Below are 18,415 nucleotides of genomic sequence, written 5' to 3' on the forward strand. Positions count from 1 at the left end.
GCCCAGAGTCTATGACCGGCAAAGCGGGGGCGTCGGTCAAAGGCTTCTGTCTTTCGGCCAAAGCACCCTCCTCTGCAGGAACAGTGCTCGTCAGCCCGCCGGATAGTGGGACGGGGCAACGCCCAGGGCGCGCCGGAACATATCGCTGAAGCTGCTGGGCGAATAACCCAGCTCCCGGGCGATACGACTGACCGGCACGCCCTGGATCAACTCCGCCACGGCCGTCGCCAATTGCACCTGGCGCCGCCATTCGGCGAAGCCCATGCCCAGCTCGCCCTGGAACAAACGCGCCAGGGTTCGCACGCTGGCCCCGGCCGATTGGGCGTGCTGTTCGAAAGAGATGTCCAGCGACGGCGCGCTCATGACCGCCTGACACAGGTTCATCAGGCGGCGATCACTGTCCGAGGGCATGGGAATCTTCAGAAATGCGCGGCGTGCCCGCTTGAGTTCCAGCAGCGCCAGGTTGACCAACGCTTCGTAATAGTCGCCCCGGGGATCCTCGGCCTGCTCCACCAGATGCACGATCAACTCGCGCAGCAAGCCGCCGACCTCGATCACCTGGACCGTGTCTTCAAGGGTTTCGGCCAACGCCGGGCGCAGGTAGATATTGCGCATCTGCAGATCCGACACCACCCGGATCCCATGGGGGACACCGGGCGGCAGCCACACCGCGCGCTGCGGCGGGACCGCCAGGGCTTCGTGGGGCGTCTCGACCCACATCACCCCCGACATCGCATAGAGCAACTGGCCCCAGGCATGGGCATGGGGCTCGATAAACAAGCCCCGCGGGTAAGTCCGGGCCAGGGGTTGTACCGGCCTGTCGGTGTCGCTCAGGTCCGGCGGTGCGGCCAGGGCCATGGTTCAGCCGGCAACCGGCGTGCGCATGGTGACGAACTCTTCGGCCGCCGTCGGGTGCACGCCGATGGTTTCGTCGAAATGCTGCTTGGTGGCGCCGGCTTTCAAGGCAATGGCCAGCCCCTGGACGATTTCCCCGGCATCCGGCCCAACCATGTGACAACCCAGCACCTTGTCGGTCTTGGCATCCACCACCAGCTTCATCAGGGTCCGTTCCTGGCACTCGGTCAGGGTCAGTTTCATCGGCCGGAAGCGGCTTTCGAAGATCTGCACTTCATGGCCCTGCTCCCGCGCCTGCTCTTCGCTCAGGCCGACGGTGCCGATATTCGGCAGGCTGAACACCGCCGTCGGAATCATCGCGTAGTCCACCGGACGATACTGCTCAGGCTTGAACAGACGACGGGCCACCGCCATGCCTTCGGCCAGGGCCACCGGGGTCAACTGCACACGACCGATGACATCACCCAGGGCGAGGATCGACGGTTCGTCGGTCTGGTATTGCTCGTCGACCTGGATAAAGCCGTTCTTGTCCAGCTTCACCCCGGTGTTTTCCAGGCCCAGATTGTCCAGCATCGGCCGCCGGCCGGTGGCGTAGAAGATGCAGTCCGCTTCCAGCTCGCGACCGTCCTTGAGGGTAGCCTTGAGGCTACCGTCGGCCTGCTTGTCGATCCGCTCGATATCGGCGTTGAAGTTCAGGCCCAACCCGCGCTTGGTCAACTCTTCCTTCAGATGACGGCGCACCGAACCGTCAAAACCGCGCAGGAACAGGTCACCGCGATACAGCAACTGGGTATCGGCGCCCAGGCCGTGGAAGATCCCGGCGAATTCAACGGCAATGTAGCCGCCGCCGACCACCAGGATGCGCTTGGGCAGTTCCTTGAGGAAAAACGCTTCATTGGAACTGATGGCGTGCTCGCGGCCCGGAATCTCCGGAATCTGCGGCCAGCCGCCGGTGGCGATCAGGATGTGTTTGGCACTGTAGCGTTGGCCGTTGACTTCGACCTGATGCGGGTCCACCAGCTTGCCGTGGCCTTCGAGCAGGGTCACGCCGCTGTTGACCAGCAAACTGCGGTAGATGTCATTGAGGCGGTGAATTTCCTTGTCCTTGTTGGCGATCAGGGTCGCCCAGTCGAAGTCCGCCTCGCCCAGCGACCAGCCAAAACCCTGGGCCTGTTCGAAGTCCTCGGCGAAATGCGCGCCATACACCAGCAGCTTTTTCGGCACACAGCCGACGTTGACGCAGGTCCCGCCCAGGTAGCGGCTTTCGACCACCGCCACCTTGGCACCAAACCCCGCGGCAAACCGCGCCGCCCGTACACCGCCGGAACCGGCGCCAATCACAAACAGGTCAAAATCGTAGGCCATTTCAATCTCCTCGGCAGGCGCACAGCATACCCGCTGTAGCCTTCTGGGTCAGCGTCAGGCCTACATGAGGGCGCACTAACGAAAAAGCCACCCGGGTGGGTGGCTTTCTTTCTACGCAGTGCTTTCTGCAACAGCAGGCTCGATCAGTAAGCCTTGCCGGTCTTGTAGAAGTGCTCAAAGCAGAAGTTGGTCGCTTCGATGTAACCTTCGGCGCCGCCGCAGTCGAAACGCTTGCCTTTGAACTTATAGGCAATCACGCAGCCGTCCTGGGCCTGTTTCATCAGGGCGTCGGTGATCTGGATCTCGCCACCCTTGCCTGGCTCGGTCTGCTCGATCAGGGCGAAGATGTCCGGGGTCAGGATGTAACGACCGATGATCGCCAGGTTCGACGGCGCATCTTCCGGCTTCGGCTTCTCGACCATGTTGCGTACGCGGTACAGGTCGTCACCGATCAGGTCGCCGGCAATCACGCCGTACTTGTTGGTTTCCTGCGGATCGACTTCCTGGATCGCGACGATGGTGCAGCGATACTGCTTGTACAGCTTGACCATCTGGGTCAGGACGCCGTCGCCTTCGAGGTTGACGCACAGGTCGTCCGCCAGTACCACGGCGAAGGGTTCGTCACCGATCAATGGACGGCCGGTCAGGATCGCGTGACCCAGGCCTTTCATTTCGGTCTGACGGGTGTAGGAGAACGAGCACTCGTCCAGCAGTTTGCGGATACCGACCAGGTACTTTTCCTTGTCGGTGCCCTTGATCTGGTTTTCCAGCTCGTAGCTGATGTCGAAGTGGTCTTCCAGCGCGCGCTTGCCGCGGCCGGTGACGATCGAGATCTCGGTCAAGCCGGCATCCAGCGCTTCCTCGACGCCGTACTGGATCAGTGGCTTGTTCACCACCGGCAGCATTTCCTTGGGCATGGCTTTAGTCGCTGGGAGGAAGCGAGTACCGTAACCGGCTGCTGGGAACAAGCATTTCTTGATCATATAAGTCCTTGAAAGGGCGGTGTGTACAAGTTTCGGCGCAGTCTAATCAGGCAGCGGCCACCTTACAATGCCCTGCTGATAGCAGACTGACGTCAATCTAGAGAAACCTGGCGGCAGATAGTTCCGGGATTGTGTCAAATTTTGCTACATCCGGCGCTCACAGGCCCGGTCAAGCCTCGACCTTTACGCTTCGGCCAGCAACTCTAGCCGCTATTGACGGTTTATGCCTTGATCTGAGCTATCATCAGCACCTTTCATCAGCCCATGAGACAGATTGATGTCGGCAGCAAAGAACGTGAACGGTTACCTGATCAATCAAGCAAAAGATGGCCAATGGTGGCTGACCGGTGTCGATGGCGAACCTGTTGCCGGTCCGTTCCCGAGCGAAGCCCTGGCCATTGAAGTGGCCTCGGTGTTCGAAGATACCCCTGCCCCCGCCGCCCGGCGTCGTGGCAACAAGGATTGAAGCCGGCATGAACAAATTCCTGGTATTGATCGCTCTACTGGCCCTTGGCGGCTGCGCCACGGCGTCCAAAACCTACCTGAACAACGGCCAGCAGGGCCTGGCTATCGACTGTTCGGGCGAGGCGATGTCCTGGGCCAAGTGCTACGAGAAAGCCGATGCCTCCTGTGCCGGCACCGGCTACACCATCGTCGGCACCGACGGCACCCCGTCGCCCAAGGAAAGCGACAAGACCCTGGGCGTCGACGTGGGCAACTTCAAAAGCCGTACGGTGATCGTCAAGTGCAAATAGCCGCAGGCCCCGTCGGGGCATGCGCGCTGGCAACTTCAGCCTGAAATGCAATGCTCCGCGGCATTGAGCACAGCCTTGGAGCGCAAGGGGAAATTCGACATGCTCTCGAAGACCTTGATGCTGCTGCCGCTGGAGCGCTCTTCAATAATCAGCACCGCCGACGGATGGGTGGAGAATTGGTCACGCACGACCACCTTGACCCCGTCCTTGTGATACGGTTCGATCAACGAAGGCCCGCGCTCCTTGGTCAGCCGGGTATCGAAGCACTGGGCATAAGCCATGGGCTTCTTGCCTGAGATCACGCTCATTGTCGGCGGTGACTGCTCGATGTCCGATACACTCGCACACCCGCTCATGGCCAGAGCAACCAATGCCCACACACCCCACTTCATAAGCAAATCTCCAGTAAAGACGGTAGGACAGCGTCCGGGCGATTTTTCTCCCGCGTCCAAGGATTTAATCCAACTTTTATGGCGACAAGCCTACACAATCCGTCAAACTGGCGCCCGTGCCGGTCGAATAAATCCGCCAGCGCGCTAAAAACGCCCTGCGCCACATGCTATCTTTTTGATTTTGTAGAAAAAGCCTTCTGGAGACGCCCTTGAAATTCATCCACCAGCGCGAGCACCTCAACGAAGACGACATCGTCGTGATCGAATGCTCCCAGACGTGCAACATCCGCCTGATGAACGACGCCAACTTTCGCAGTTTCAAGAATGGCGGCCGACACACCTACCACGGCGGCGCCTTTGATACCTTTCCGGCGAAGATCACCATCCCGAGCACCGGTTTCTGGAACATCACCATTGATACCGTGGTGACCAAGCGCGCCATCAGCGTTACCCGCAAGCCGAACCTGACACACTCGATTCGCATCATCCGACGCTCCAGCTCGAAATTGCGCTGAATCGCCACCGCTGTCCATCTTCTCGTTACTGGAATCGCCGTGAACACCACACCCACCACCAAGTACGTCATCAAATACAAGCTCAACGGTGAGCGTCGCTTCGAATTCGCCCAACTGGAAAACGGCAGCGACGAGCAAGCCCTGGCCGCGCTGAAAGCCATTCATGGTGAAAGTGGCGATGTCATCAGCGATGTGAAAGCGAGCAAGGCCCTGTAAACCTCGCCACCCGCAGCCTGCCATGACCCTCGATCTGTTTGCCGACGCCGACCTGCAGCAACCCGAACGCTTCGAAGCCATCGGCGCGCAATCCTGCGTGCTGCGCGGCTTCGCCCTGCCCTGGGTCGAGCGCCTGTTGCCGGCCCTGGCCGAAGTTCTGGTAGAGGCGCCGTTTCGGCAGATGGTCACCCCGGGTGGTTTCACCATGTCCGCCAGCCTGAGCAGTTGTGGCGAACTGGGCTGGACCACCGATCGCGACGGCTACCGCTATACCCGCATCGACCCGCAAAGCGGTCGACCCTGGCCGGAAATGCCCGAGGTGTTCCGGCAACTGGCGGTGGAGGCGGCCGAGGCGGCGGGGTTTACCCACTTCAGTCCCGATGCCTGCCTGATCAACCGCTACCTGCCGGGGGCGAAGATGTCCCTGCACCAGGACCGCAACGAGCGCGATTTCAGCGCGCCCGTGGTTTCGGTCTCCCTGGGGCTGCCGGCGATCTTCCTGTTCGGCGGCCACGAACGCAGCGACAAGACCCGGCGCATCCCGTTGTTTCACGGCGATATCGTGGTGTGGGGCGGCGTCGACCGGCTGCGTTTCCATGGTGTCCTGCCGATCAAGGAAGGCCATCACCCACAGTTGGGGGCCGAGCGCCTCAACTTAACCTTGCGCAGCGCCGGTTAGCCGCCTGTGGCTTAGCGGTTGACGTCCACCACCACCCGACCGCGCACCTGCCCGGCGAGCAATCGCGGTGCTAGTTCAAGCGCCTCGCTCAGACTGATTTCCTGGCTGATCAGCGCCAGCAGCCCACGGTCGAGATCTTTTGCCAGGCGCTCCCAGGCGAGGATTCGTTGCACCTTGGGTTGCGTCACGCTGTTGATCCCGGCCAGGGTCACGCCGCGCAGAATAAAGGGAGCCACCGAGGCCGGAAAGTCCATGCCCTGGGCCAGGCCGCAAGCGGCCACCGTGCCGTTGGCGCGGATACCGGCGCAGACGTTGGCCAGGGTGTGGCTGCCCACCGAATCGATGGCGGCCGCCCAGCGCTCTTTCGCCAGTGGTTTGCCCGGCTGCGACAGGGGCTCGCGATCGATGATCTCGGCAGCGCCCAGTTGTTGCAGGTAGGCATGCTCGGCGGTACGTCCGGTCGAGGCCACCACCCGATAGCCCAGCCGCGCGAGCAAGGCCACGGCAAAACTGCCGACGCCGCCGTTAGCCCCGGTCACCAGTACATCGCCCTGATCCGGCGTCAGGCCATTGCGCTCCAGGGCCAGGATGCTGAGCATCGCGGTGAAACCCGCGGTGCCGATGGCCATGGTCTGCGCCGGGGTGAAGCCCGCTGGCATCGGGATCAACCAGTCACCGTTGAGCCGGGCTTTCTGCGCCAGGCCACCCCAATGCCCTTCGCCGACACCCCAGCCATTAAGCAGCACCCCATCGCCGACCCGATAATCGGCGTGGCTGCTCTGCTCCACCGTTCCCACCAGATCGATGCCCGGCACCATCGGAAACTGTCGCACCACCGGGCTTGCGCCGGTGATCGCCAAGGCATCCTTGAAATTCAGGGTGCTGTAGGCCACCCGCACCGTCACATCGCCTTCCGGCAACTGCGCCTCGCTGATGGATGCCAGGTTGGCCCGATAACCGTCCGCGTCCTTTTCGATCAAGATGCCGTTGAACATACTTGCCTCCAATTTAGACCGATCGTCTAGAAATAAACCAAAAAAATCAGCGCGCCAGACTGCGCACAAATCCCTGCATGAAAATTTCCAACGGTACATCGCTGCGCACCAGCCGGGCGCGCAATACCGCACCCTCCCAGCCAATCCAGAAAAAGCTCGCCAAGGCCTCGCAGTCCGCGTCCGCCGCCAACTCGCCCGCGGCTTGCGCCGCTTGCAGACAGCGCGACAGGCGCAACTCCCAACTGCGAAACACAGCGTCCAGTTGCTCGCGGTAACTGTCCGGCAACAGCGTCACTTCCTGGCCAAGATTGCCCACCAGGCAACCGCGACGAAACTCATGCCGGGCCATGCCGGCCTTGGCCTCGTCGACAAAACCGCGCAGGCGCTGCAACGGTGGCAGGGACGCATCCAGCAGCCAGCGGTCGAGCTTGCGGGCAAAATACCCGGCGTAACTCTCAAGCACTGCCTGGCCAAAGGCTTCCTTGCTGTCGAAGTAATGGTAGAACGAGCCCTTGGGCACCCCCACCCGCTTGAGCACGGTATCGATCCCCGTGGCCATGAAACCTTGCTCGGTGAGGATCTCGGTGCCGCAACGAATCAGCATCTCGCGGGTTTGCAGGTTCTCCCGGGGGATCTTCGGCGGACGGCCAGGCTTGCGCGGTGCGGGGGTTATCGGAGTCATGGGCACAATATAGACCGATCGGCTACAAAATACATACGACCAAAGAGGTAGTCCCGGCTCAATCGACGACGCCGATATACACCGCCACGCTGTCGGGCCCGGTATAGGCTTCGAAATCCGTGGCAAAACGACGCTGCCCGGGATGCTGCTCGAAGTAGGATCAGATCCGACCCCAGGTGTCGATCACGGTTTGCGGCATGGCGCCACGGCCCTCGAAGACCAGGTAGGGACCCGCCTGTACCTGCAGCGTCTCATAGCCGGGCGCGGGCGCGCTGACCGCCACCGCGGCCGTCACATCGAAATAGCCGCTGGCATCGGACTCGTAACCGGAATAGACGCCATACACCAGCGAGTCGGGCTGCCGGGTACTGATGCGCTCGGCCAATCCCTCGGCGAAAAAGCTGCCCCACAGCCCGCCGATCCTTGCCGTCCGAGGTTGCTGTTCATCCTGATTGCGGGTGCGGACCTGCGGGCCGCAGACCTGGAAAGCGGCCACTTCCACGCGTTTCACGTCCATCTGATTTGTGCTCCTGAGCGGGTGTTTTGAAGTGCGACAACTTTAGGTGGATTTTCCGAGGCCGTCACCGGGGAGCACTTTTTTTGCGTGTGCAAATAAGACAGCGACTGGCCTTACGGTCCTCATTCCTGATACAAACCAGCCCTGTTCTCGTCGTTATCCTCTTATCTGCCCCGGAGAAAAGTCGTCATGAGCACCTGGCCTGACACCCGTATTCTTGACCTGTTCGGCATCGAACTCCCGATCATCCAGGGGCCGCTGGCCGGGGCGACCACGTCCGCCATGATGATCGGCGTTGCCCGGGCCGGCGGCCTCGCGTCCCTGCCCTGCGCGATGCTGACCCCGGAGCAGATTCGTCAGGAGGTGCAGCTCTTTCGCAGCGCGACCCAGGCGCCATTGAACATCAACTTCTTCTGCCACCAACCGCCGGCCGCGGACCCGGAGCGGGAAAAACGCTGGAAAGAGCGCCTGGCCCCCTATTACCGTGAACTGGGCGTGGATTTCAATGCGCCGACACCGGTGTCCAGCCGTGCCCCCTTCGATGAAACCAGTTGCCAACTGGTGGAAGAGCTGCGTCCGGAGATCGTCAGTTTCCACTTCGGCCTGCCGCCCGAAACCCTGCTCAATCGGGTGAAGGCTACCGGCGCGACGATTATCGGCTGCGCCACCACCGTGGATGAAGCGCGCTGGCTGGAAGAGCGCGGCTGCCACGCGATCATCGCCATGGGTAACGAAGCCGGCGGCCATCGCGGCATCTTCCTGAGCAATGACCTCAACACCCAGGTTGGCACCATCGCCCTGGTGCCGCAGATCGCCGATGCAGTGGATGTGCCGGTGATTGCCGCCGGCGGTATCGGCGACGGCCGTGGCATCGCGGCGGCCTTTATGCTCGGGGCCTCGGCGGTACAGCTGGGGACCGCTTACCTGTTCACCCCGGAGGCCAAGGTCTCGGCGTCCCATCACCAGGCGCTGCGCACGGCGAAGGAAAGCGAAACGGCACTGACCAATCTGTTCACCGGCCGGCCGGCGCGGGGGATCATGAACCGGGCGATGCGCGAACTGGGGCCGATAAGCGACATGGCCCCGGCGTTTCCCCTGGCCGGCGGGGCGCTGCTGCCGCTGCGGGCCAAGGGCGAAGCGGACTTCAGCAACCTGTGGTCGGGCCAGGCGTTGCGGTTGAGCGTGGAGCTGCCGGCCGAGGCGTTGACCCGGCAGCTGGCGGAACAGGCCCAGGCGATATTGACCAGACGCTGAGCAGGAGCCGGCCCCCTCGCCAGGGCCATCAAATCGCTATATATTTATTTATATAGCGATTTACCCTCTCAGCGCCGCACACTTCCTATAACAAGCGGCGCATTTGCCTGTCCCTTTCCTTTGAACGGAGCCGCTTCATGACCATTCGTGCCTCACGCTTTGCCCCGACTTGCCTGGCCACCCTCCTCGGCGTGCTCGCTTTCAGCTCGGCCCAGGCTGACGAAGTCCAGGTCGCCGTCGCGGCCAACTTCACCGCGCCGATCCAGGCCATCGCCGCCGACTTCGAAAAAGACACCGGCCACAAGCTGGTCGCGGCCTACGGTGCCACCGGCCAGTTCTACACCCAGATCAAGAACGGTGCACCGTTCGAAGTCTTCCTCGCCGCCGACGACAGCACCCCCGCCAAGCTGGAAAAAGAAGGCGATATCGTTGCCGGCTCGCGCTTCACCTATGCCACCGGCACCCTGGCCCTGTGGTCGGCCAAGGACGGTTATGTCGATGCCAAGGGCCAGGTGCTCAAGGACAACCAGTACCAGCACCTGTCCATCGCCGACCCGAAAGCCGCGCCTTACGGCCTGGCCGCCACCCAGGTCCTGGCCAGACTCGGCCTGACCGACAAGGTCAAGGACAAGCTGGTCACCGGCCAGAACATCACCCAGGCCTACCAGTTCGTCTCCACCGGCAATGCCGAGTTGGGTTTTGTCGCCCTGTCGCAAATCTACAAGGACGGCAAGGTCACCAGCGGTTCGGCGTGGATCGTTCCGGCCGACATGCATGAGGCGATCAAGCAGGACGCGGTGATCCTGACCAAGGGCAAGGACAACGCCGCCGCCAAGGCCCTGGTCGAATACCTGAAGGGCCCGAAAGCCGCCGCCATTATCAAGTCCTACGGTTACCAGCTCTAAATGCCGCTCACGAGTGCTGACTTCGCCGCCATCTGGCTGACCCTGAAACTGGCGTCCCTGGTCACGCTTATCCTGCTGGTGATCGGCACTCCGATTGCGCTCTGGCTGGCCCGCACCCGCTCCTGGCTGCGCGGACCGGTCGGCGCGGTGGTGGCGCTGCCGCTGGTGCTGCCGCCGACGGTGATCGGCTTCTACTTGCTGATCGCCTTCGGCCCCCACGGCTATATCGGCCAGTTCACCCAGTCCATCGGACTGGGCACCCTCACCTTCAGCTTCACCGGGTTGGTGATCAGCTCGGTGATCTACTCGATGCCCTTTGTGGTGCAACCACTGCAGAACGCGTTCAGTGCCATCGGCACGCGCCCGCTGGAGGTGGCGGCGACCTTGCGCGCCAACCCCTGGGACACTTTTTTCAGCGTGGTCCTGCCCCTGGCACGACCCGGTTTTATCACCGCCGCGATCCTCGGCTTTGCCCATACCGTCGGCGAGTTCGGCGTGGTGTTGATGATCGGCGGCAATATCCCGGAAAAGACCCGGGTGGTCTCGGTGCAGATCTACGACCATGTCGAGGCCATGGAATACCTCCAGGCCCACTGGCTGGCCGGCGCCATGCTGGTGTTTTCCTTTATCGTGTTGCTGGCGCTTTACTCGAGCCGCAAGACCAAAATGGGCTGGAGTTGAGCCATGGCTTCTTCGATACAGGTTCGCCTGCACCTGGATTATCCGGACTTTGCCCTGGACCTCGACCTGCAACTGCCCGGCCGTGGCGTCACCGCCCTGTACGGGCACTCGGGCTCGGGCAAGACCACCTGCCTGCGCTGCATCGCCGGCCTGGAAAAAGCCCCCGAGGCCCTTATCCGGATCAACGACCAGGTCTGGCAGGACAGCGCCCGTAAACTCTTCGTCCCGCCCCACAAGCGCGCCCTGGGCTATGTGTTCCAGGAAGCCAGCCTGTTTGCACATCTGTCGGTGCGCGCCAACCTGGAGTTCGGCCTGCGCCGCATTCCCCGCGCACAACGCCGGGTCGACATGGCCCACGCCACCCACTTGCTGGGCATCGGGCATCTACTCGACCGCCACCCACAGCACCTGTCCGGCGGCGAGCGCCAGCGCATCGGCATCGCCCGGGCACTGCTCACCAGCCCGCAACTGCTGCTGATGGACGAACCGCTGGCGGCGCTCGACAGCCAGCGCAAGAACGAGATCCTGCCATACCTCGAACGTCTGCATGACGAACTGGATATCCCGGTGCTCTACGTCAGTCACTCCCAGGACGAAGTGGCGCGCCTGGCCGACCATATAGTCCTGCTCAGCGCGGGCAAGGCTCTGGCCAGCGGTCCCATCGGTGAAACCCTGGCCCGGCTCGACCTGCCCATGGCCCTGGGCGATGACGCCGGGGTGGTGATCGAGGGCACGGTCAGCGCCTATGACGACCAGTATCAACTGCTGACCCTGCAATTGCCCGGCAGCCTGCTGAACGTGCGAGTGGCCCACGCACCGCTGGCCCCGGGCAAGCGCCTGCGCGTCAAGATCCAGGCCCGGGACGTCAGCCTCAGCCGGCAACCGGGCGAACACAGCAGCATTCTCAATCTGTTGCCGGTGACCCTCATAGGGGAAATCCCCGCCGACAACAACGCCCATGTGCTGATCCGCCTGGAGGCCGCGGGTACCCCGTTGCTGGCGCGGGTCACCCGTTACTCCCGTGACCAGCTCAAGCTGGCTCCGGGACAGACCCTCTGGGCACAGATCAAGTCGGTGGCGGTGCTCGCCTGACGGCACTCGATTCCCGCAAGACCGTCGCCGCGTTCTACACTGCTGCTCACTCCCCGAGCGACGGAAGACCCGATGACGGCCAAACCAACAGCGACGCTTCTCGACACCCTTGAAGGCCAGCGCCTGGCCGGTGAGGATGCCACCCGCTGGCGCGAATGGGGACCATACCTGAGTGAACGGCAATGGGGCACGGTACGCGAGGACTACAGCGCCGACGGCGATGCCTGGACCTATTTTCCCCACGAGCACGCCCGTAGTCGGGCCTATCGCTGGGGCGAGGAAGGTCTTGCGGGGTTTTCCGACAAGTCCCAGCACTGGTGCCTCGGACTGGCCCTCTGGAACGAGCGCGACCCGATTCTCAAGGAGCGCCTGTTCGGCCTGAACAATGCCGAAGGCAACCACGGCGAAGACGTCAAGGAGCTGTACTTCTACCTCGACGGCGTGCCCAGCCATGCCTATATGCGCATGCTCTACAAATACCCGCAGGCGGCCTTCCCCTACAACGACCTGATCACCGAAAACGCCCGGCGCGGCCTGGCCGATGCCGAGTACGAGATCCTCGATACCGGGGTGTTCGAGGACAACCGCTATTTCGATATCACGGTCGAGTACGCCAAGCAGGGCCCGAACGATATCGTCATGCGGGTCAGTGTGCATAACCGCTTTCACCAACCTGCCCGCCTGCGCGTGCTGCCCCATCTCTGGGCGCGCAATGACTGGAGCTGGAGCGACCACGCCCGACGGCCGCGCCTGGTCCTGGAAGGTGACAAGATCAGCGCCCAGCACGCCGGCTGCGACCCCATGCAAGCCAGCGCCTGGGGCGATGACAGCTATGAGTGGCTGTTCTGCGAAAACGAAACCAACACTCGGCGACTGTATGGCTCGCAAGACCGCGGACCGTTCAAGGATGGCATCAACGACCATGTGGTGAACGGCGCCGAGAGCATTCGCCGGGATACCGGGACACGGGTCGCGGCGCACTTTTCCCTGGTGCTGCAAGGGGATGAAACCCGCACGGTCTACCTGCGCTTCGCGCCCCCCGATGCCGAAAAGATCAATGCCCGTCATCTGTTCGAAAAGCGCCGCCAGGAAGCCGATGACTTCTATGCCACCCTGCAGGAGGGTCTCGAAGACGCCGACGCGCGCAATGTCCAGCGCCAGGCCCTGGCCGGCCTGCTGTGGTCCAAGCAGCTCTATTACTTCGATGTGAACCAGTGGCTCGACGGCGACCCGACCCAACCGCAACCACCGGCCGAACGCCTGCACATCCGCAACACCCACTGGCGGCACCTGTCGAACTTCGACATCGTCTCCATGCCGGACAAATGGGAATACCCCTGGTACGCCTCCTGGGACCTGGGCTTCCAGGCAGTGGCCTTCGCCCTGATCGATCCGGGCTTCGCCAAGCACCAGTTGCTGCTGTTGGTCAAAGACCGCTTCATGCACCCCAACGGCCAATTGCCCGCCTACGAGTGGCGTTTCGACGACGCCAACCCACCGGTGCATGCCTGGGCGTCGTGGCGGGTCTATCAACGGGAAAAACAGCTGACCGGCACCGGCGATCTGGATTTCCTCGAGCGGATCTTCCACAAGCTGCTGCTGAACTTCTCCTGGTGGGTCAACCGCAAGGATGCCGAAGGCCGCAACCTGTTCCAGGGTGGCTTCCTGGGCCTGGACAATATCGCCCTGTTCAACCGCTCCGACGACCTGCCACCCGGTTACACCCTCGACCAGGCCGACGGCACCGCCTGGGTCGCCGCCTATGCCCTGGACATGATGCGCATCGCCCTGGAACTGGCCAAGCGCAATCCGGTGTATGTCGATATCGCGGTGAAATTCTTCGAGCACTTCCTCTATATCGCCGGGGCGATCAATCGGGTCGACGACAGCGCCGAAGGCCTGTGGGACAACCAGGACGAGTTTTTCTACGACGTGCTGCAACACCCGGACGGCCAAAGCGAACCGGTGCGCCTGCGCTCCATCGTCGGGCTGATGCCGCTGTTCGCCGTGCTGGTGCTGGAACAGCGCGAACACGAAGGCCTGCCCGGCCTGCGCGAGCGGCTGCTGGGGTTCATGCACCATCGGCCCGACCTCGCGGCACTGGTCTCACGCTGGAACGAACCTGGCGACGGCAATCGCCTGCTGCTGGCCCTGCTGCGTGGCGAACGCACCAAGAACCTGCTCAAGCGCATGCTCGATGAAGCCGAGTTCCTCTCCGACTTCGGCATCCGCTCACTGTCCAAGGTGTTTGCCGAACAGCCGCTGGCGATGCAGCTCGACGGCAAGACCCTGAGCGCCCGCTACCAACCGGCGGAGTCCGACTCGCGCCTGTACGGCGGCAACTCCAACTGGCGCGGACCGTTGTGGATGCCGGTCAACTACCTGCTGATCGAATCGCTGCGCGAATTCCACCGCTACTACGACGATCACTTTTCCGTGGAATACCCCAGCGGCTCGGGCTATCTGTCGTCCCTGGACGAAGTCGCCGACAGCCTGGGCCAACGCCTGACCTCACTGTTCCTGCTCGACGAGAACGGATGTCGCCCAGCCATGGCGGCCTACACGCAATTGCAGGCCGATCCGGCGAGTCGCGACCTGGTGCTGTTTCATGAATATTTCCATGGCGACAGCGGACGCGGCCTGGGGGCCTCCCATCAGACCGGCTGGAGCGCGTTGCTGGCCTTGCTGCTGCAACCGAGGCGCTGATCCGCGATAAAAAAGTCCGGTCAAAAAATTAAGTAGATATGTACTCGAGCGCCACGGCGATACATATTCACCTCATTGAAACAAACAACTTCAGAACTCAATACCCGAAGACTATCTCCTTCACTTCAGCTTATATTCAGGTTACTCCAACAAAACGCTGCATTTGATATTGACTTCAAGCACCCCGTTGAGTAAATTCCCCCTGCCTGCTGCTCAGGCCTTTTTTCAACTCACAAAAGAACCCAATGGACACAGTATCTAGACGCTGTCCGGTTCCCGCGAATGCGGCTCACCGGGCGCTTAACCCAGAAAATGACGGGACTCGACGTACAGGTCGGGTGAGCTGCGCCAGGGCTTGATGCTCTTTCCGTAACTCGCCTCTGCCGGCGCCAGTCCGGTCGCGAGGTGTGTTATGACTTTCAAAACCTACGTAATGCCAGGCGTTCGCGCCTTTGCTTCGAACATGCGCGTCAAATTGTCCCGTGAGCCGGTGAAGTCGGCCCGCGGCAACGCCCTGTTCGCCGCCCCCTCCTCCAAGGCTTCGGCACGCGCTTCCGTCTGCTGGCGTATCTGCCCGGCCACCGGCCAGCTGCAACAACGCTGGAATTTCGATGACAGCCAGGACCCGCAGAGTCCCGGGCTTGCGCAGCTGTTCCAGCGCGCCGGCCTGACCCTGAACCTGTATGTCGAGGCCCGCGCCGCTTAATTATCCGGCACTGACACTGACAACTACCGCCCCTGCACTTCCCACTTGGAAGTGCACGGCATAGTTATGCCTTTAATTATTAAAACTTGAGTATTTCATTATGGACGAAGCCAGTAGACGGTTCGCTGTTCGTCATTATTTGGTGAACGGGCAGCGAACGTTAAAACCTTATACACCCTCTTACTCGAATCACTCGCATCCGCGTGACTCGGCCTGTATTCGTTCGCCTGTTGAATAGGTGAGTCGTCTATATGCCCGGTCACGAAGACGTGACAGAGGCATCGCTATGAACGCAGTCAAAGACCCTATCCGGCCCACCGGAAACCGTGCGACGCAAGACACCAAACTGTCGATGCGCGCCGCTCGCGAATCGCAACACACCCTGGCCACCACCCTGAGCAACGTCAACGCCAGCCGTGACGGCCTGACCGAACTGGACGCCGCCGGCCGCCTGCAACGCGAAGGCTTCAACGAAGTCGCCCACGACAAGCCGCCACACGTCCTGATCCAGTTCCTCCAGGCGCTGAACAACCCCTTCATCTACGTGCTGCTGATCCTGGCCGGCATCAGCTTCTTCACCGACTTCTGGCTGGCCGAGCGCGCCGGTGAAGAAGGTGACCTGACCAAAGTCATCATCATCATGACCATGGTGACCCTGAGCAGCACCCTGCGCTTCTGGCAGGAACACCGCTCGGCCAAGTCCGCCGAAGCCCTCAAGGCCATGGTCCGGACCACCGCCACGGTGCTGCGCCGCGAGCAGCTGGGCAACAAGCCAGTACTGCGCGAAGTGCCGATGCGCGAACTGGTGGCCGGCGATATCGTGCAGTTGTCGGCCGGCGACATGATTCCGGCGGATATCCGCCTGATCGAATCCCGCGACCTGTTTATCAGCCAGGCGGTGCTCACCGGTGAAGCCTTGCCGGTGGAGAAGTACGACACCCTCGGCGATGTCGCGGCCAAATCCGCCTCCACCGGCACCGACCAGAGCAATCTGCTGGACCTGCAGAACATCTGCTTCATGGGCACCAACGTGGTCAGCGGCACCGCCAAGGCCGTGGTGGTCGCCACCGGTGCGCGTACCTACTTCGGCTCGCTGGCCAAGGCGATTGTCGGCTCGCGGGTGCAGACCGCCTTCGATCGCGGGGTGAACAGTGTCAGCTGGCTGCTGATCCGCTTCATGCTGGTGATGGTGCCGATCGTGTTCCTGCTCAACGGTTTCTCCAAAGGCGACTGGAGCGATGCCCTGCTCTTCGCCCTGGCGGTCGCCGTCGGCCTGACCCCGGAAATGCTGCCGATGATCGTCAGCGCCAACCTCGCCAAGGGTGCCATGGCCATGGCCCGGCGCAAGGTGGTGGTCAAGCGCCTGAATGCCATCCAGAACTTCGGTTCCATGGACGTGCTGTGCACCGACAAGACCGGCACCCTGACCCAGGACAAGATCATCCTCGAGCACCACGTCGACGCCACCGGCCAGCGCGATGACGCGGTGCTGGGCCTGGCCTGGCTCAACAGCTACCACCAGAGCGGCATGAAGAACCTGATGGACCAGGCGGTGCTGCAGTTCTCCCGGGAGAACCCCAACTTCCAGGAGCCGTTCGCCTACAGCAAGGTCGATGAACTGCCCTTCGACTTCGTCCGTCGGCGCCTGTCGATCATCGTCCAGGACAGCCGTGCCGATCACCTGCTGGTGTGCAAGGGCGCGGTCGAGGAAATGCTCGCCATCTCCAGCCACGTCATGGAAGGCAACGAGGTCGTGGCCCTGGACGAGCAGCGTCGCAAGACCCTGCTGGCCCTGGCCAACGATTACAACAAGGACGGTTTCCGCGTCCTTCTGCTGGCTACCCGCGACATTCCCAAACCGCAGACCAAGGGGCAATACAAGACCGCCGACGAGCGTGACCTGGTCATCCGCGGCTTCCTGACTTTCCTCGATCCGCCGAAGGAAACCGCCGGGCCGGCGATTGCCGCCCTGCGTGAGATCGGCGTCACGGTCAAGGTGCTGACTGGCGACAACGCCGTGGTCACCTGCAAGATCTGCCGTGAAGTCGGCCTGGAGCCAGGCCTGCCGCTGCTGGGCCAGGACATCGAGCATATGGACGACGCGACCCTCAAGCTGCGGGTCGAGGAGCGCACGGTCTTTGCCAAGCTGACCCCGTTGCAGAAATCCCGGGTGCTCAAGGCCCTGCAATCCAACGGCCATACCGTCGGTTTCCTCGGCGACGGCATCAACGACGCCCCGGCCCTGCGGGATGCCGACGTCGGGATCTCGGTGGACAGCGGCACGGACATCGCCAAGGAATCGGCCGACATCATCCTGCTGGAAAAGAGCCTGATGGTGCTGGAAGAAGGCGTGCTCAAGGGCCGCGAAACCTTCGGCAATATCATGAAGTACCTGAACATGACCGCCAGCTCCAACTTCGGCAACGTGTTCTCGGTGCTGGTGGCCAGTGCGTTCATCCCGTTCCTGCCGATGCTGTCGATCCACCTGCTGCTGCAGAACCTGATCTACGACATCTCCCAGCTGGCCCTGCCGTGGGACAAGATGGACAAGGAATACCTGCGCAAGCCACGCAAGTGGGACGCGAAGAACATCGGGCGTTTCATGCTGTGGATCGGGCCGACCTCGTCGATCTTCGACATGACCACCTTTGCCCTGATGTGGTACGTGTTCGCCGCCAACAGCGTGGAAGCCCAGGCATTGTTCCAGTCCGGCTGGTTTATCGAAGGCCTGCTGTCGCAGACCTTGGTGGTGCACATGCTGCGGACCCAGAAGATCCCGTTCTTCCAGAGCACCGCGTCGCTGCCGATCATCGTCATGACGTGCCTGGCGGTGTCCATCGGCATCTACCTGCCGTTCTCGCAACTGGGCACGCTGGTGGGCCTGGTGCCGTTGCCGATGGCGTACTTCCCATGGCTGGTGGGCACCCTGCTGGCCTACTGCGTGGTGGCCCAGAGCATGAAGATGTTCTATATCCGCCGCTTCAAGCAGTGGTTCTGATGCGGTTCGTCAGATAACACCGAACCTTGTAGGAGCAGGGCTTGTCCGCGAAGGGGACCTCGAGACCGCTAAAAGCTTCGCGGGCAAGCCCTGCTCCTACAGGTGCGTGGTGTTCATAC

The 18,415-nt window shown here is 62.2% G+C and carries 18 protein-coding genes and 1 pseudogene; 12 read left to right on the top strand and 7 right to left on the bottom strand.

The features are described 5' to 3' along the window. Positions 1–90 precede the first annotated feature (90 nt). From M5C01_RS14790 to galU, 3 genes are all read right to left on the bottom strand, one after another. Positions 91–858 (bottom strand): helix-turn-helix transcriptional regulator, encoded by a 768-nt coding sequence (locus M5C01_RS14790; protein WP_103494659.1) that lies wholly within the window; start codon positions 856–858, stop codon positions 91–93. Positions 859–861: 3 nt separating this feature from the next. Then, positions 862–2,220, bottom strand: a complete 1,359-nt coding sequence (gorA, locus tag M5C01_RS14795; protein WP_152739378.1) for a glutathione-disulfide reductase — start codon at positions 2,218–2,220, stop codon at positions 862–864. Positions 2,221–2,363: 143 nt separating this feature from the next. Further along, entirely contained in the window at positions 2,364–3,203 is an 840-nt protein-coding gene (gene galU, locus M5C01_RS14800; RefSeq protein ID WP_100943795.1) for a UTP--glucose-1-phosphate uridylyltransferase GalU, read from the bottom strand. Positions 3,204–3,480: 277 nt separating this feature from the next. On the opposite strand from galU, the gene M5C01_RS14805 reads away from it, so the two are divergent. After that, positions 3,481–3,669: a hypothetical protein gene (locus tag M5C01_RS14805; RefSeq protein WP_103494657.1), complete on the top strand. Its 189-nt coding sequence runs from the start codon at positions 3,481–3,483 to the stop codon at positions 3,667–3,669. 7 nt (positions 3,670–3,676) lie between these two features. Next, on the top strand, positions 3,677–3,958 hold the full coding sequence (locus M5C01_RS14810; protein ID WP_152739381.1) for a hypothetical protein: 282 nt from the start codon (positions 3,677–3,679) through the stop codon (positions 3,956–3,958). Between the two features lie 35 nt (positions 3,959–3,993). Here the strand turns inward: M5C01_RS14810 and M5C01_RS14815 are convergent, their stop codons facing one another. Next, positions 3,994–4,350: a hypothetical protein gene (locus M5C01_RS14815; RefSeq protein ID WP_152739384.1), complete on the bottom strand. Its 357-nt coding sequence runs from the start codon at positions 4,348–4,350 to the stop codon at positions 3,994–3,996. A gap of 209 nt (positions 4,351–4,559) precedes the next feature. Here M5C01_RS14815 and M5C01_RS14820 point away from each other — a divergent pair, with 209 nt between their 5' ends. From M5C01_RS14820 to alkB, 3 genes are read left to right on the top strand one after another with little or no spacing between them, the layout of a single operon-like run. After that, on the top strand, positions 4,560–4,865 hold the full coding sequence (locus M5C01_RS14820) for a DUF1883 domain-containing protein (protein WP_100943791.1): 306 nt from the start codon (positions 4,560–4,562) through the stop codon (positions 4,863–4,865). Between the two features lie 39 nt (positions 4,866–4,904). Continuing rightward, a complete protein-coding gene (locus tag M5C01_RS14825; protein WP_178129839.1) occupies positions 4,905–5,081 on the top strand; it encodes a hypothetical protein in 177 nt (58 codons plus the stop codon). A 22-nt stretch (positions 5,082–5,103) separates the two neighbouring features. Continuing rightward, a complete protein-coding gene (gene alkB, locus M5C01_RS14830; RefSeq protein ID WP_152739387.1) occupies positions 5,104–5,760 on the top strand; it encodes a DNA oxidative demethylase AlkB in 657 nt (218 codons plus the stop codon). Between the two features lie 11 nt (positions 5,761–5,771). Here alkB and M5C01_RS14835 read toward each other — a convergent pair whose 3' ends face one another. From M5C01_RS14835 to M5C01_RS14845, 3 genes and pseudogenes are all read right to left on the bottom strand, one after another. Beyond that, a complete protein-coding gene (locus M5C01_RS14835; protein ID WP_152739390.1) occupies positions 5,772–6,755 on the bottom strand; it encodes an MDR family oxidoreductase in 984 nt (327 codons plus the stop codon). Positions 6,756–6,801: 46 nt separating this feature from the next. After that, positions 6,802–7,437, bottom strand: coding sequence for a TetR/AcrR family transcriptional regulator (locus M5C01_RS14840; protein WP_152739393.1), 636 nt, complete (start codon positions 7,435–7,437; stop codon positions 6,802–6,804). A gap of 58 nt (positions 7,438–7,495) precedes the next feature. Next, a pseudogene (locus M5C01_RS14845) lies at positions 7,496–7,954 on the bottom strand (GyrI-like domain-containing protein). 189 nt (positions 7,955–8,143) lie between these two features. Between M5C01_RS14845 and M5C01_RS14850 the strand changes: the two are divergent. The 7 genes from M5C01_RS14850 (at position 8,144) to mgtA (ending at position 18,296) form a co-directional block, all read left to right on the top strand. Further along, positions 8,144–9,208, top strand: coding sequence for a nitronate monooxygenase (locus M5C01_RS14850; protein WP_152739396.1), 1,065 nt, complete (start codon positions 8,144–8,146; stop codon positions 9,206–9,208). 137 nt (positions 9,209–9,345) lie between these two features. Continuing rightward, positions 9,346–10,113: a molybdate ABC transporter substrate-binding protein gene (gene modA, locus M5C01_RS14855; RefSeq protein ID WP_152739399.1), complete on the top strand. Its 768-nt coding sequence runs from the start codon at positions 9,346–9,348 to the stop codon at positions 10,111–10,113. After that, positions 10,114–10,794 carry a molybdate ABC transporter permease subunit gene (gene modB / locus M5C01_RS14860; protein ID WP_152739403.1) on the top strand — a complete coding sequence of 227 codons (681 nt, stop codon included), beginning with the start codon at positions 10,114–10,116 and terminating at the stop codon, positions 10,792–10,794. A 3-nt stretch (positions 10,795–10,797) separates the two neighbouring features. Continuing rightward, entirely contained in the window at positions 10,798–11,886 is a 1,089-nt protein-coding gene (gene modC / locus M5C01_RS14865; RefSeq protein ID WP_152739405.1) for a molybdenum ABC transporter ATP-binding protein, read from the top strand. Positions 11,887–11,958: 72 nt separating this feature from the next. Beyond that, positions 11,959–14,592 (top strand): glucosidase, encoded by a 2,634-nt coding sequence (locus M5C01_RS14870; RefSeq protein WP_152739407.1) that lies wholly within the window; start codon positions 11,959–11,961, stop codon positions 14,590–14,592. A gap of 412 nt (positions 14,593–15,004) precedes the next feature. Beyond that, a complete protein-coding gene (locus M5C01_RS14875; protein ID WP_152739409.1) occupies positions 15,005–15,298 on the top strand; it encodes a hypothetical protein in 294 nt (97 codons plus the stop codon). A 286-nt stretch (positions 15,299–15,584) separates the two neighbouring features. Then, positions 15,585–18,296: a magnesium-translocating P-type ATPase gene (gene mgtA, locus M5C01_RS14880; RefSeq protein ID WP_152739411.1), complete on the top strand. Its 2,712-nt coding sequence runs from the start codon at positions 15,585–15,587 to the stop codon at positions 18,294–18,296. Positions 18,297–18,415 lie beyond the last annotated feature (119 nt).

The sequence above is a fragment of the Pseudomonas sp. MWU12-2319 genome (genome assembly GCF_023242525.1).
Classification (GTDB): domain Bacteria; phylum Pseudomonadota; class Gammaproteobacteria; order Pseudomonadales; family Pseudomonadaceae; genus Aquipseudomonas; species Aquipseudomonas gingeri_D.